The sequence below is a fragment of the Salinicola sp. V024 genome (assembly GCF_052645315.1).
On sequence record NZ_JBQXYB010000003.1, the window covers coordinates 99,362 to 113,201 of the forward strand.

Annotated in this window: 14 protein-coding genes; 8 read left to right on the plus strand and 6 right to left on the minus strand. The window is 62.8% G+C overall.

Annotation, left to right across the window (positions count from 1 at the left end):
- Positions 1-78: 78 nt before the first annotated feature.
- From ACUN9V_RS06335 to ppk1, 6 genes are all read left to right on the plus strand, one after another.
- Positions 79-420 carry a phosphoribosyl-ATP diphosphatase gene (locus tag ACUN9V_RS06335; RefSeq protein WP_075561109.1) on the plus strand — a complete coding sequence of 114 codons (342 nt, stop codon included), beginning with the start codon at positions 79-81 and terminating at the stop codon, positions 418-420.
- A 39-nt stretch (positions 421-459) separates the two neighbouring features.
- Positions 460-738: a Sec-independent protein translocase subunit TatA gene (gene tatA, locus ACUN9V_RS06340; protein WP_075561108.1), complete on the plus strand. Its 279-nt coding sequence runs from the start codon at positions 460-462 to the stop codon at positions 736-738.
- 5 nt (positions 739-743) lie between these two features.
- Positions 744-1,205, plus strand: coding sequence for a Sec-independent protein translocase protein TatB (tatB, locus tag ACUN9V_RS06345; RefSeq protein ID WP_445510759.1), 462 nt, complete (start codon positions 744-746; stop codon positions 1,203-1,205).
- On the plus strand, positions 1,202-1,975 hold the full coding sequence (gene tatC / locus ACUN9V_RS06350) for a twin-arginine translocase subunit TatC (protein ID WP_445510760.1): 774 nt from the start codon (positions 1,202-1,204) through the stop codon (positions 1,973-1,975). Before tatB ends, tatC begins: the two co-directional genes overlap by 4 nt.
- Before the next feature lie 183 nt (positions 1,976-2,158).
- Entirely contained in the window at positions 2,159-3,166 is a 1,008-nt protein-coding gene (gene hemB, locus ACUN9V_RS06355; RefSeq protein ID WP_075561105.1) for a porphobilinogen synthase, read from the plus strand.
- Between the two features lie 38 nt (positions 3,167-3,204).
- On the plus strand, positions 3,205-5,415 hold the full coding sequence (gene ppk1 / locus ACUN9V_RS06360) for a polyphosphate kinase 1 (protein WP_439304230.1): 2,211 nt from the start codon (positions 3,205-3,207) through the stop codon (positions 5,413-5,415).
- 119 nt (positions 5,416-5,534) lie between these two features.
- On the opposite strand, the gene ACUN9V_RS06365 is transcribed toward ppk1, so the two are convergent.
- The 3 genes from ACUN9V_RS06365 to ACUN9V_RS06375 all read right to left on the minus strand — a co-directional run bounded on the left by ACUN9V_RS06365 (position 5,535) and on the right by ACUN9V_RS06375 (position 9,096).
- Positions 5,535-7,664 carry a PhoX family protein gene (locus tag ACUN9V_RS06365; RefSeq protein ID WP_445510761.1) on the minus strand — a complete coding sequence of 710 codons (2,130 nt, stop codon included), beginning with the start codon at positions 7,662-7,664 and terminating at the stop codon, positions 5,535-5,537.
- 101 nt (positions 7,665-7,765) lie between these two features.
- A complete protein-coding gene (locus tag ACUN9V_RS06370; protein WP_445510762.1) occupies positions 7,766-8,842 on the minus strand; it encodes a 3-deoxy-7-phosphoheptulonate synthase in 1,077 nt (358 codons plus the stop codon).
- A 128-nt stretch (positions 8,843-8,970) separates the two neighbouring features.
- Positions 8,971-9,096, minus strand: coding sequence for a hypothetical protein (locus ACUN9V_RS06375; RefSeq protein ID WP_445510763.1), 126 nt, complete (start codon positions 9,094-9,096; stop codon positions 8,971-8,973).
- Positions 9,097-9,269: 173 nt separating this feature from the next.
- Here ACUN9V_RS06375 and ACUN9V_RS06380 point away from each other — a divergent pair, with 173 nt between their 5' ends.
- Together ACUN9V_RS06380 and ACUN9V_RS06385 are read left to right on the plus strand one after the other, a co-directional pair.
- Positions 9,270-9,824, plus strand: coding sequence for a sigma-70 family RNA polymerase sigma factor (locus ACUN9V_RS06380; RefSeq protein WP_075561101.1), 555 nt, complete (start codon positions 9,270-9,272; stop codon positions 9,822-9,824).
- Complete coding sequence (locus ACUN9V_RS06385) at positions 9,803-10,510, plus strand: anti-sigma factor (RefSeq protein WP_445510764.1); 708 nt, start codon at positions 9,803-9,805, stop codon at positions 10,508-10,510. The genes ACUN9V_RS06380 and ACUN9V_RS06385 overlap by 22 nt, the downstream gene beginning before the upstream one ends.
- 70 nt (positions 10,511-10,580) lie before the next feature.
- On the opposite strand, the gene folM is transcribed toward ACUN9V_RS06385, so the two are convergent.
- From folM to ubiD, 3 genes are read right to left on the minus strand one after another with little or no spacing between them, the layout of a single operon-like run.
- The gene (gene folM / locus ACUN9V_RS06390) at positions 10,581-11,285 is read right to left on the minus strand and encodes a dihydromonapterin reductase (protein ID WP_445510765.1); all 705 of its coding nucleotides are present in this window, start codon (positions 11,283-11,285) and stop codon (positions 10,581-10,583) included.
- Positions 11,282-12,181 (minus strand): FAD-binding oxidoreductase, encoded by a 900-nt coding sequence (locus ACUN9V_RS06395; RefSeq protein WP_445510766.1) that lies wholly within the window; start codon positions 12,179-12,181, stop codon positions 11,282-11,284. The genes folM and ACUN9V_RS06395 overlap by 4 nt, the downstream gene beginning before the upstream one ends.
- The gene (ubiD, locus tag ACUN9V_RS06400; RefSeq protein WP_445510767.1) at positions 12,178-13,695 is read right to left on the minus strand and encodes a 4-hydroxy-3-polyprenylbenzoate decarboxylase; all 1,518 of its coding nucleotides are present in this window, start codon (positions 13,693-13,695) and stop codon (positions 12,178-12,180) included. Before ubiD ends, ACUN9V_RS06395 begins: the two co-directional genes overlap by 4 nt.
- Between the last annotated feature and the right edge of the window lie 145 nt (positions 13,696-13,840).

The window sequence follows — 13,840 nt, forward strand, 5'->3', positions numbered from 1 at the left end:
GCCGAGCACCGGGGCGCCGAATGAGCACCGGGCGCCCTACGCCCGGTTGAACTTGCCCTAAAGCAGGAATGTCATCTGATGAGTGATACTCTCGAGCAACTGGCGGCGGTGCTCGACGCCCGTCGCAGCGCGGACCCGGACAGCTCCTACGTCGCTCAGCTGCATCAGCGTGGCCTCAACAAGATTCTGGAAAAGATTGGCGAAGAAGCCACGGAAACGCTGCTTGCCGCCAAGGATGTCGAGGTAGATGATGCTCGGAGTCGCCAGGATCTGGTCGGTGAGGTCGCCGATCTGTGGTTTCATAGTCTGGTCATGCTGTCGCATCTCGACATCGATCATCGCGAGGTGCTCGCGGAGCTGGCGCGACGGTTCAATGTTTCGGGACTGGACGAAAAAGCCTCGCGTCGGCAGGATGCCTGAATCAACATCGCGCCACGGCGCACCGGTAAGGAGAAAGTCATGCTGGGTGGGATCAGTATCTGGCAGTTGTTGATCGTTCTCGGGATCATCATCCTGATTTTCGGTACCAAGAAACTGCGCAACGTCGGCAGCGATCTGGGCGGCGCCGTCAAAGGCTTCAAGAAAGCCATCGATGACGACGACAAGAAAGAGAGCACGACGCAGCACAGCATCAACCATGCCGAGGACGAGAACTCGAAAACGACTCACGACGTCAACTTCGATAATCGCCCCGGCGAGACCAAATCGTCGTCCAGCGACAAGGCCGGGCGCCAGTAACCCCTATGTTCGATATCGGTTTCTTCGAGCTGTTACTGATCGGCATCGTCGGCCTGCTGGTACTCGGACCCGAGCGCCTTCCCAAGGCTGCACGCACGGCCGGCCTGTGGGTCGGCCGCATCAAGCGCAGCGTCTCGACCATGCAGCGGGAAATCACCTCCCAGCTCGAAGCCGAGGAGCTGCGCCAGAAGCTGGCCGAGCAGCAGAAGAAGCTCGACGAAGGCGTCAATCAGGCACGCCGCGGCTTCGAAGCGAGCCTTGGAGATACCGTGAAGCCCGGTGATTCCCGCACTTCGACGCCGCCGCCCGCTTCGACGCCGCCGTCCGCCACTCCCGATAGTCATGACCGGGGCACGGAACCCGATTCCGCCGCATCGTCTTCGCGTGACGATCGCCCAGCGGCGCCGGAAACCCGGCCCGACGACGCCACCTCTTCTCCCGCGGACAAGGATTCGGCTTCTCGATGAGCGACGCCTCCACACCACCGCCAGAAGAACAGCAGTCGCAGGCCCCCTTGATCGAGCATCTGATCGAGTTGCGCTCGCGCCTGCTCAAGGCGGTGATCATCGTCGTGGTGATCTTCATCGGTCTCTACGCCTTTTCCAACGACATCTACCGTTTCGTTGCCGACCCGCTGGTGGCTCTGCTGCCGGTGGGGTCGAAGATGATCGCCACCGAGGTCACCTCGCCCTTTCTGGCGCCGTTCAAGTTGACCATGGTGGTTGCCGTCTTCGCGGCAATTCCGTTCATTCTCTACCAGGCCTGGGCGTTCATCGCGCCGGGGCTCTACAAGCACGAGAAAGCGTTGGCGTTTCCGCTACTCGCCTCGAGTATCCTGCTGTTCTACGGCGGAGCGGCATTCGCCTACTACGTGGTGTTCCCGCTGCTGTTCAGCTTCTTCGTGCATACCGGGCCGCAGGACGTCACGGTGATGACCGATATCAACGCCTATCTCAATTTCGTGTTGAAGATGTTCTTCGCCTTCGGCGTGGCGTTCGAAATTCCCATCGCCACTTTCCTGGTCATCTGGACCGGGATCACCGATGTCGCGAGCCTGAGCAAGAAACGGCCCTACGTGATCCTGATCTGCTTCATCATCGGCATGCTGCTCACCCCGCCGGACATCATTTCGCAGAGCTTGCTGGCCGTGCCCATGTGGCTGCTGTTCGAAGTCGGGATCATCTTCGGGCGCATCGTCCAGCGCCGCCGGCACGACGATCCCGATCCCGCGGATTGACGCCTCTGCGCGGCATTTCCATGCCAGCCGCTGCGACAATCGCCCCCACACGACCCGCCATTGCGGTTGCTATACTGGGGCTTCAAACCCACTGTCATCGTCTTGTCATTCGTCGCTGATAGCGTAGCTGTCGGCGCCGCGAGCGTGTCGAAAGGCGCGTTCGCCGCTTTTGTGGAGAGATTCATGCGTTATTCCCTGTCACGTCAGTACCCGGCCACCCGCCTGAGGCGCCTGCGCAAGAACGACTTTTCCCGCCGTCTGGCCCGAGAAACGGCACTGACGACGGACGATCTGATTCTTCCCGTATTCGTGCTCGAGGGGGAGAACCGGCGCGAGCCGGTCGCTTCCATGCCCGGCGTCGAACGCCTGTCCATCGACGAACTACTGCGCGAGACCGAAGAGCTGGTCGCGCTCGGCATCCCGGCGATCGACCTTTTCCCGTTCATCCCGCCGGAAAAGAAGACCGTCGATGGCGCCGAAGCCTGGAATCCGGATGGCGTGATTCAGCGTGCGATTCGGGCGCTGCGCGAGCGCTTCCCGGATCTCGGCATCATCACCGACGTGGCACTCGACCCCTACACCACCCACGGCCAGGACGGGGTACCCGACGAGAACGGCTACCTGATCAACGACCGCACCATCGAGGCGCTGATCAAGCAGGCGCTCTCCCACGCCGAGGCCGGCGCGGACGTGATCTCACCTTCCGACATGATGGATGGCCGGATCGGTCTGATTCGCGACACCTTCGAGCGCGAGGGGCTGCACGAGACGCAGATCATGGCCTATTCAGCCAAGTACGCCTCGAAATATTACGGCCCGTTTCGCGATGCCATCGGTTCCAGTGGCAATCTGGGCAAGGCCGACAAGTTCAGCTACCAGATGGATCCGGCGAACACCGACGAGGCGCTGCACGAAACCGCCCTGGACATTCAGGAAGGCGCCGACATGGTGATGGTCAAGCCGGGCATGCCGTATCTGGACGTGATCCAACGGGTGAAGGAGTCGTTCGGGGTGCCCACCTTCGCCTATCAGGTCAGCGGTGAGTACGCCATGCACATGGCCGCCTTCGAGAAAGGCTGGCTGGATGCGGACAGCGTGATTCTGGAATCGCTGACCTGCTTCAAACGCGCCGGCGCCGACGGCATCCTGACCTATTTCGCCAAACGCGCCGCGCAATTGCTCAAAACCTGAGGTGCCGGGCGTGTCTGCCCCGGTACCGGAGATTCGTGATGACAGACTCAGGCACGCCAGACACGCCCAACGCTTCTGCCGACACGCTGCTGTCGGTCAGCGGTGAAGAGATCAACGCCTCGCCGTTGCGCGTCAATCGTACGCGCAAGGGCATTCATGCCAAGGCGACGCCCTCCTCTCAGGCGGATCTCGACGACCCTACGCTCTACTTCAACCGCGAACTGTCGCATCTGCAGTTCAACATTCGCGTGCTCGAACAGTCCCTGGATCCGTCGCATCCGCTGCTCGATCGCTTAATGTTCCTGCTGATCGTCTCTTCCAATCTCGATGAGTTCTTCGAGATCCGGGTTGCCGGGCTCAAACATCAGCTGGCATCGTTCCATGACGAAACAGGCGCCGACGGCATGACGCCCGCACGGGTGCTGGCGGAGGTCTCGCGCATCGGCCACGAACAGGTCGAGCGTCAGTATCGGATCCTCAACGATGTGCTGGTGCCCGCGCTGGAAGAGCAGAAGATCCGGTTTCGCCGGCGTGCTCAATGGACTCCCGAGCAGGCCTCGTGGGTGGCCGACTATTTCGAGGAGGAGATCGCGCCGGTCATCAGTCCGATCGGGCTCGACCCCTCTCATCCGTTTCCGCGACTGGTCAACAAGAGCCTCAACTTCATCGTCGAGCTCGATGGCACCGATGCCTTCGGTCGCGAGGGCGGCATGGCGATCCTGCCGGCACCGCGTTCATTGCCCCGGCTGATCCGCCTGCCGGAGGCGTTATGTGAAGATGGCTTCACCGATTACGTGTTCCTGTCATCGATGATCCACGCCCACGCCCACGAGGTCTTCCCCGGCATGGAGGTGGAGGGCTGCTATCAGTTCCGGCTGACTCGCAATGCCGATCTGTCGGTCGATCCCGAGGAGGTCTCCGATCTGGCCTCAGCGCTGCGCGGCGAACTGCTGGCGAGGCGCTACGGTAGCGGGGTTCGGCTCGAAGTCGCCGACAACTGCCCCGACAGCCTGATCGATTTTCTGCTCAAGCAGTTCGAACTGGGCGAAGACGATCTCTATCGGGTCAATGGTCCGGTCAACCTGACCCGAATGATGGCGGTGCTGGGAGATGTCCAGCGCCCCGATCTGCGCTACCGACCGTTCACGGCCGGCCTGCCCAGGCCGGTGCGCGGCGAGGTCAATCTATTCACCGCCATTCGCCAGGGCGATATCCTGCTGCATCACCCGTTTCAGTCATTCAGCCCGGTAGAGGATCTGCTGCGCCAGGCCGCACGCGACCCTGACGTGATGGCGATCAAGCAGACGCTCTATCGCACCGGCGCCGACTCCTCGATCGTGGGCGCCCTGGTGGAAGCCGCACGTGGCGGCAAGGAAGTGACCGTGGTCATCGAGCTGCGGGCGCGCTTCGACGAGGCCGACAACCTGGCGCTGGCCTCCCGCCTGCAGGAAGCGGGCGCCATCGTCATCTACGGGGTGATGGCCTACAAGACCCATGCCAAGATGATGCATATCGTGCGCCGCGAGAAAGGCGCGCTCAGCCATTACGTCCATCTCGGCACCGGCAACTACCACGCCAAGACCGCCAAGCTGTATACCGACTACAGCCTGATGACTGCCAACGACGAGATATGCGACGACGTCCATAAGGTATTTCAGCAGCTCTCCGGCATGGGCAAGCCACGCAAGATACATACGCTGCTGCACGCCCCCTTCACACTGCACAAGACGTTGGTCGAGATGATCGATCGTGAGGCCAAGCTGGCCCAGAGCGGCAAGAAGGCCAGACTCGTCATCAAGTGCAACGCGATCACCGAGCCCAAGCTGATTCGTGCGCTCTATCGCGCTTCGCAGGCAGGCGTGACCTGCGATCTGATCATTCGCGGGATGTGCTGTCTGCGCCCCGGCATACCGGGTATTTCCGACAATATCCGGGTGCGCTCGATCATCGGTCGCTTCCTCGAGCATACCCGCGTCTACTATTTCAATAATGACGGCAAGCACGAAGTGTGGTGCTCCAGTGCCGACGCCATGGAACGCAACATGTTCCATCGCGTGGAGACCTGCTTCCCGCTGCTGGACAAAAAGGTCGCGCAGCAGGTACGCAAGGATCTCGACACCTATCTGCTCGACAACTGCCAGAGCTGGGAGCTCGACACCGAGGGGCAGTACCATCTCCGCGATCCGGGCGAGGCCGAACCGATCAGCGCGCAGGAGACGCTGCTTTACGCCTACGCCAGCCAGACCTGAGCGCATCCCCGGTCATCGACCGGTAGTGGTGGTTGGCGGGTAGTATTCAACCGATACGAGAAGGCCGGAGGCTAGCGCCTCCGGCCTTCTCTTGGCTGTCGCTTGCGGGCCAGCCCGACTCAGACCCCGACCTGGCCGCCATCCTCTTTCCAGATCGCCACTGTCGCCGCGCGCGGGCGGACCTTGCCGTCGGCAATCTTCGTCGCATCCTGACTCAGCGCGTCGCCATCTGCCGGCCAGTTGCCGGGATGCTGGATGTTGATGAACAACGCGGTGCGGTCCGGCGTGGCGAAGATGCCGGTCACCTCGCAGCCATTCGGACCCACGGCAAAACGCTTGAGCTGGTTCTGGTTGCCCGCATCGAGGACCGAGCCCGATCCATCACCGATAGCCAGCGCTCCCGGCACGACCGCCAGCAGCTGATCGTTGGTGTATTCGGCGACCGCGTTATCGCTGTTGTCGGTCTGGAACCACAGGATGCCCTGGCCGTCGCCACGCTCGTCGTACCATAGGCCATCGGGGCTCGCGAACTGATTGCTTTGTGTCAGGCCGGACCGATTCGTCTGGGCGTCAGCATCGCTGCCGAACAGGAATATCTCCCAGGCAAAGCGGTTGTCCGGCTGCTCGCGCCAGCGAATGATATGGCCGCTCTCGTTGCTGGCCCGCGGGTTGGCAGCGTTGGTCGGCGCCGTCGCATAGCCCACGCCTGAGGCCTCGAGCGCCTCGCCGTCGTTGGTGAAAGTGGGCTCGGTGCCGTCCGCGGTGCGTTTCGAGTTGTTGGTCAGCGTGAAATAGACCTCGCCGGACACGGGATCGACGCTCGACCACTCCGGACGATCCATCGGTGTCGCCCCCATCAGGTCGGCGGCGGCGCAGGTATGAATGATGATCCCGGCAGCGTCGTCCGCCTCCAGCCCCAATGCCGCGGCCAGTGTGCGCCCTGAAGGTGTCAGGGCCTCCGGCGTCAGCGCCAGCCACTCGCCCCGCCCATCCTCGTCGAAGCGCGCCGCATAGAGCGTGCCCTCGTCGAGGTACTTGCTGCCGATCGTCAGACGATCCGTCTCGCTGCCCGGCTCGGGCCCATCGGCGGGGTCCCACTTGGCGGCGCTGACGAACTTGTAGATGTACTCGTTGCGCGAGTCATGGCCGGTGTAGAACGTCAGCGGCTCTCCGGCGCGCACTGGCCCCGGCCAGCAGCCCTCGTGGCGAAAACGACCCAAAGCCGTACGTTTCATCGCCGTGGCCTGGGTATAGGGATCGATCTCGACCACGTAGCCAAAGGTCCGCGCCTCGTTACGGTAGTCTTCGGTCGCCTCTCCCGAGCCGGGCGTGATGTCGAATCGCGCAAATTCGTCGTCCTGCTCGCCGTCGCCGGCCGCCGTCTCCCAGCCATAGCGGCCGCGGTCGGTCGGCAGCCCCAGCCGGGCGTCGTCGCTGAAACACTCGCCGGTGTTGACGAACACTTCCGGCCAGTTCTCCTCGCAGGTCAGATAGGTGCCCCAGGGGGTATAGCCGTTGGCGCAGTTGTTGTTGGTGCCCCGCGTTCGAGTCCCGTCGGCGGAGTAGCGTGTCCTGACATAATCGCTGCCCGCCACCGGCCCGGACAGATGTATCGGTGTGGCGGTGGTGATTCGGCGGTTGTAGGGGGAATCGACCACGTGCGCCCAGCCGCCGTCATCCTGGCGCTGGATTTCGACGATGGTGACCCCATGGGCGTTGATCTCGGTGCGCACTTCGTTGGCCGGTCGAACGCCGTCAGGCCGGGTCGGGCCACCTTGCGGTGCCCATAGCGCATCCTGATCGATGTATTCGTTATTGAGCGCGAGCAGGAAGCGGCGCGAGCCGGTCTTCGAATCCAGCGGAAAAGCGTGCATGCCATCGTGGTGCATACCCACGCTGTTCGCCTGCTGCTGCGGCGTCATGGCGAGACTCTTTTGCCACTCGGTCGCATTGCCATTGAGCGGCGTTCCCCATGGAATCAGCACCTGGGCGCGATAGCCGGCGGGGACCACGATGGCATCGGTACGGGAACCGCGGACGGACTCGAATCCTAGTCCCAACGGCGACTTGTCCTGAGCCCAGGCACGCAGGCTACCGCCCAGACCGAATCCCCCCATCATGGAAACGGCTGCCACTCCCAGGCCACCCTGCAGGATCTGACGGCGCGAAAGGTGGCGCTCGACAATGTCTGCGAATGGCGTGTTATGACTTTCGTTGTGAATGCGATGATCTTCGACTTCCCGACTCATGTCATATCCCCTGACTCATCACGGATGGATCCTCGTGACGAGGCTAAGCCGAAGATATGACGGGATGATGTCGATGACGTAACGCTGCAAGAGCCACCGGATCAGGCCTGGCGAAGTCGCTCCGCCACTCGTGTCAGCAGATTGTCGGTCGCTTCCCAGCCCAGGCAGGCATCGGTGATCGAGACGCCGTAGCGTAGCGTCGATGGATTGAGCGCCTGCTTGCCTTCGAACAGGTGGCTTTCGAGCATCACGCCGATCAGGCTCCGATCCCCCGCCAGCCGCTGTTCCAGCACATCGAACAGCACTTCCGTCTGCCGTCGATGATCCTTGCGCGAGTTGGCGTGGCTGCAGTCCACCATCACATTGGCTTTGAGCCCGGCCTGCTCCATGGCGCGACGGCTGGCAGCCACGCTGACGGCATCGTGATTGGGGCCGTCGTGGCCGCCGCGCAGCACCAGGTGGGTGGCGGGGTTGCCCGACGTCTCGATCATCGCCGGACTGCCGGCCGCGGTGACACCGAAATGGCGATGCGGGTGCGCGGCAGACTGCATCGCGGCAATGGCGACATCGACATTGCCCTGGGTCCCGTTCTTGAAGCCGACCGCCGCCGCCAGCCCGCTGGCCAGCTCGCGATGAATCTGCGATTCCGTGGTACGCGCGCCAATCGCCACCCAGCTCAGCAGATCCTCGAAATAGGCGCCGGCCATCGGCTGCAGTAGCTCGGTGGCCACCGGCAGGCCCAGCTCGGCGATGTCGCGCATCAGGTGTCGTGCCATGGCCAGCCCCGCGGCCATGTCGTCACTGCCGTCGAGGTGGGGGTCGTAGGCCATGCCCTTCCAGCCCACGGTCGTGCGTGGCTTCTCGACGTAGACTCGCATCACCAGCAACAGCCGGTCCCCGACCACCGCATTGAGCGCCGCCAGCCGTTCGGCGTACTCCAGCGCCGCGACGGGATCATGCACCGAGCAGGGCCCGGTCACCACCAACAGGCGATCGTCTTCACCGTCCAGAATCGCCTGTATGGCGCGACGCTGCGCGCCGATCCGCGCTTCCAGCGCCGCACTCAGCGGTAGGCGCTGGCGTAGCTCGGCGGCCGTCGGCAACTCTCGCGAATTGACGACGGGTGATGTCTCCGGTGTCGATGGGGCCGGTTTCAGTTCTGATGTGGCAGCGTCCATAACGATCTCATTCCAAAATAGAGTTCAAGAATCAGACCCGAAACGCGAGAACCCCCGGGTGGGCAGCCATCCGGGGGTTCTTGTTGCGAGGAGGCAGCCCGGTTCCGGGCGTGCCTCGCAGGTTCAGGTCAGTGTGACCAACCGGCGGGCACGCCAGTCCTAAACCAATAGCCATAACCAAAGAACGCGAACGCCATCGCACCGCCGCAAGCCTGGGCGGTGTCGATGAAACGTGAGTCGTGGCGTTCGGTCATGACGTTCTCTCGCAGAGAGTCTTCAAGTAAGTCGTGGCTCTATCCTAACGTTCCGACGCGTTTTGACAAGTCTTTTGAAGCGACGGGCTATCCCAACGCCATCCAGGCTTTACTTGTTCGACCCCGTTGGCGAGACTGGTGGACAAGAAAAAGAAAGCCTTTCAAGGAACTCCATGGCCTACCCGCCTCATGAAGTGCTGATCGACAATCTCCACGCCAGCGCCCGCGGCGATGGTCTTGCTTTCGAGAAACTCTATCGCGCGACCAGTCCGCATCTATACGCGCAGCTGCTGCGTATCGTACGTCAGGAAGCCGCCGCCCAGGACTGTCTGCAACTGGTCTATCTGCGTGTCTGGCAGGTGGCGGGGCAGTATGACGCCTCGCGGGCGCGACCGATGACCTGGCTATCGACGCTCACGCGTAATATCGGAATCGACTGGCTGAGACGCCAGCGCCCTCAGGAAGCGGACGGCGACGCCATCATCGATACGCTGCCGGGCGATTCCGACGTCGAGAGCGAAAGCGATATCAATCAGCAGGCAGAAACCCTGCAGCAGTGCCTGACCGAATTGACCACGCAGCAGCGTCAGGCGCTGGAACTCGCGTTTTTCGAAGGGCTGACCCATCACGATCTGGCGTCACATCTGACCAAACCGCTGGGAACCGTCAAGAGCTGGGTCCGGAGAGGCCTCGAGAGGTTGAAGGAATGCATGACACGTTTGGCTTGAACGATCCCGACGAGCGCGAAATGGCGGCCGGAGAATACGTCCTCGGTACGCTGGATCGCGACCAGCGCGCCGAGTTCGAGGCGCTGCTGGCGGTCAGCCCGGGGCTACAGCACAGCGTGGATGCGTGGCGCGAGCACCTGCAACTGCTCAACCAGCAGCTGGATCCCGTCAAACCGCCCGCGCAGCTGTGGCCCAGTATCGCCACGCGTCTGGGACTCAAGACCGGCCTACTGCATCGGCTCGGGTTCTGGCGCGCGTTCAGCGGTGTCGCGACTGCCGCAGCGCTGGCGCTGGCCGTACTGATATTGGCGCCGAAGGAGTCGGCCATGATGCCGGGCGAATACGTGTTCGTGATCAATCAGCCCAGCGGCCAGACGGCGTGGATTCTCAACGCTACCTTGGACGGCAAGATGATGGTCCAGGCGGTATCGCCGGATCCGATGCCCGCCGGCAAGGGTGGCGAGCTGTGGATGATGGAGAATGGCACGCCGGTTTCGCTGGGCATGCTGCCGAGCCGAGGCGAAGCGACCATGCAGCTGCCCGCCAAGATGCTGGGCTTGATGAAAACCGCCGATTTCGCCGTCAGCATGGAGCCCAGCGCCGGCGCGCCGGGCGGTAAGCCGTCAGGGCCGGTGATCGACGAAGGCAAGCTGATCCAGATCCGCAGCAACACTGTGTCGCTGTAGCGAGACGGCCCGGCAACCCACGGCCGCCGGGTGACAGGCTCCGCAACCTCAACGCAGCCCGACGCGGTCGTCAGTCGAGATGACGGCCGCCATCCACCGCGACGGTGGTACCGGTGACGAAATCGTTGTCCAGGAGATAACGCAGCGTCTGATAGACCACCCCGGGCCCGGGCACTCGCTGAGCGCTATCGTTGGCGACATCTTCATCACCATTGAGCATGACCAGACCCGGCGCTATCGCATTGACCTGAATCCGAGGCGCAAACTGTACCGCGAAGGACCGGGTCAGACTCTCGAGCCCCGCCTTGGTGGCGGCATACGCCGCCTGCCCTGCCGCACCACGCGCCGCCCCATGCCGAACGATGCTGTCGGTGATATGCACGATGTCGCATTGAGGCTCCTTGCACGCTTCCAGCAGATCTCTGGCGTGCAGGTTGATCAGATACGGCGCCTGCATATGGACCCGAAACAGCCGCTCCAGAGCCTCCCCCGCCGCCGCCGGCTCGGGATCCGACAGCCACTCGCCGGCATTGTGAATGATGGCGCGCAGGCTTGAGGTAGTCTCGCGCAGCCGAGCGATGAAATCCTGTATACCCGCCTCACTGGAGAAGTCAGCCGGCAGTGTGATCGCGCCCCGCTCCCGTAACGCCGTCAGCGTGTCGCGCTCACGCCGATAAGTGACGATGACCGGATGACCGTCGTCGAGCAGGCGCTCGGCACAGTGACGCCCCAAGCGTTGAGCGCCACCGGTAATCAGGATCGGAGACTGGCTCATGGCTCTCTCTTCTTGGATGCTTCACCCTTCTTCGATGCCGCGCCCTTGTTCGATGCTGCGCCCTGTTCCGATGTGGCGAGTGCCTCGCCCGGGTTCAACGGCGCCTGCGCCGGATCACCCTCGGGCAGCGGCAGAAAGGGCACCCTGGGCGCGTAGCTGAAGACGTCCGAATGCACCTGGTGTTCCACGAGACCCATTGGCGCCAGCGTGTCGACACAGGCATAGACCATGCCCGGTGAACCGGCGATGTAGATCTCGAGGCCGGCGAGTGTCTCCAGCGCTGCCGCCAGCGCCTCGTCGATACGTCCCGAATGCCAGTGAATGCCCGGCAGCGTTTCGAGCTCGGCCTCCGACGCCTCGACCACCGCGTGGAAATGGACGTTCGAATACGTCTGGGCCCATTGCCGCGCCAGGGACTCGGCATAAAGATCGCGACGCTCGCGCACGGCCCACCAGAGCGCTATTTCGCGGTCGGGGTTTTCCGACAACGCTGCCTCGACGATCGCCTTGAGCTGGGCAAAGCCGGTACCGGCCGCGATCAGCAGCAGCGGCTGCTCGCCTCCCGCCGGCAGAAAACAATCGCCACTGGGCAGACGCACCGACAGCCGATTGCGGTGTGTCAGCAACTCGCGCAACCGCGCCGAGTGGGTGCGTTCCGGCCAGTGCTGGATATGCAGCTCCAGCTTGCCATCACCCTTGTCGGCACAGGCGATCGAGAAAGGCACCCAGGTGCCCTCGTGCAACTCCAGCTCGAGATATTGGCCCGGCGCATGGCTGATCGCCTCGACCCGCCCCTCGAGCACGACTCGAAATACATCGGGGGTCAGGTCTTCGACCGTTTCCACCTGGCAGGTCAATGTCCTGACCTTCATGTCTGCTTCGCTACTTGCCGTCATGCCGCCCCATCTTTGCTCGAGGTTCCCGTTCGCGCCGACGGCGCCGCGATATCGATACCGTAACTTTCCCACCGCTCATCGACACGCGACTTGACTGCCGGGTCCATGACGATGGGCTCGCCCCACTCCCGTGTGGTTTCGCCCGGCCACTTGTTGGTGGCATCCAGCCCCATCTTGGAGCCCAATCCCGCGGTCGGCGAGGCAAAATCAAGATAGTCGATGGGCGTGTTCTCGACCAAGACCGTATCGCGGGCCGGATCCATGCGCGTGGTAATGGCCCAGATCACGTCTTCCCAGTTGCGCGCATCGACATCGTCATCCAGCACGATCACGAACTTGGTGTACATGAACTGGCGCAGGAAACTCCACACGCCCATCATCACGCGCTTGGCGTGACCGGGATACTGCTTCTTCATGGTCACGACCGCCATCCGATAGGAACAGCCTTCCGGCGGCAGATAGAAATCGACGATCTCAGGAAACTGTTTGCGAAGGATCGGCACGAACACTTCGTTGAGCGCCAGCCCCAGCACCGCCGGCTCATCCGGCGGCCGCCCGGTATACGTCGAATGATAGATCGGATCGCGACGGTGGGTGATACGCTCGACGGTGAACACCGGGAAGGATTCGACTTCGTTGTAGTAACCGGTATGGTCGCCGTAGGGCCCTTCGGGCGCCATGTCATCCGGATAAATGAAGCCTTCCAGCACGATCTCGCTCGACGCCGGAACCTCCAGATCGGCGTGACCGCACTTGACCAGCTCGGTACGCGAACCACGCAGCAACCCCGCGAACGCGTATTCGGAAAGCGTATCCGGTACCGGCGTCACCGCCCCGAGAATCGTTGCCGGATCGGCGCCCAGCGCCACCGCCACGGGAAACGGCTCGCCCGGATGGGCCTGCTTCCACTCGCGGAAGTCCAGCGCGCCACCGCGGTGGCTCAACCAGCGCATGATCAATCGATTTTTGGAGAGTTTCTGCTGACGATAGATGCCCAGGTTCTGGCGCGTCTTGTGCGGCCCCTTGGTGACCACCAGTGCCCAGGTCACCAGCGGCGCCACATCGCCCGGCCAGCAGTGCTGAATCGGCAGGCGATCGAGATCGACGTCCTCGCCCTCGAACACGACCTGCTGACATGGCGCGGAGCGCACCGTCTTCGGGCCCATGCTCATGACCTGCTTGAAGATCGGCAGCTTGTCCCAGGCATCCTTGAGCCCCTTGGGCGGGTCCGGCTCCTTCAGGAAAGCCAGCAGCTTGCCGACCTCCTGCAGCGCCTCGACGCTCTCCTGCCCCATGCCGAAAGCGACGCGTTCGGGCGTCCCGAACAGATTGCCAAGCACCGGCATCTCGCTGCCCTTGACGTTCTCGAACAGTAGCGCAGGCCCGCCAGCGCGCAGCGTGCGATCACAGATCTCGGTGATCTCCAGATACGGGTCCACCTCGACACTGACACGCTTCAACTCACCACGCTGCTCCAGCGCCGCGATGAAATCCCGCAAATCGTGATATTTCATGACGTTGCCCGTATCCACTATCCAAGAACGCAAAAAGGGCAGCATAACATGCTGCCCTCCATTTTCTGCTTTGCCCCGAATATCTCACGAAGCGTTGAGAGTTGGCTGAGCGAACGAAGATGAGACAAGGCGGAAAATCGCGAAA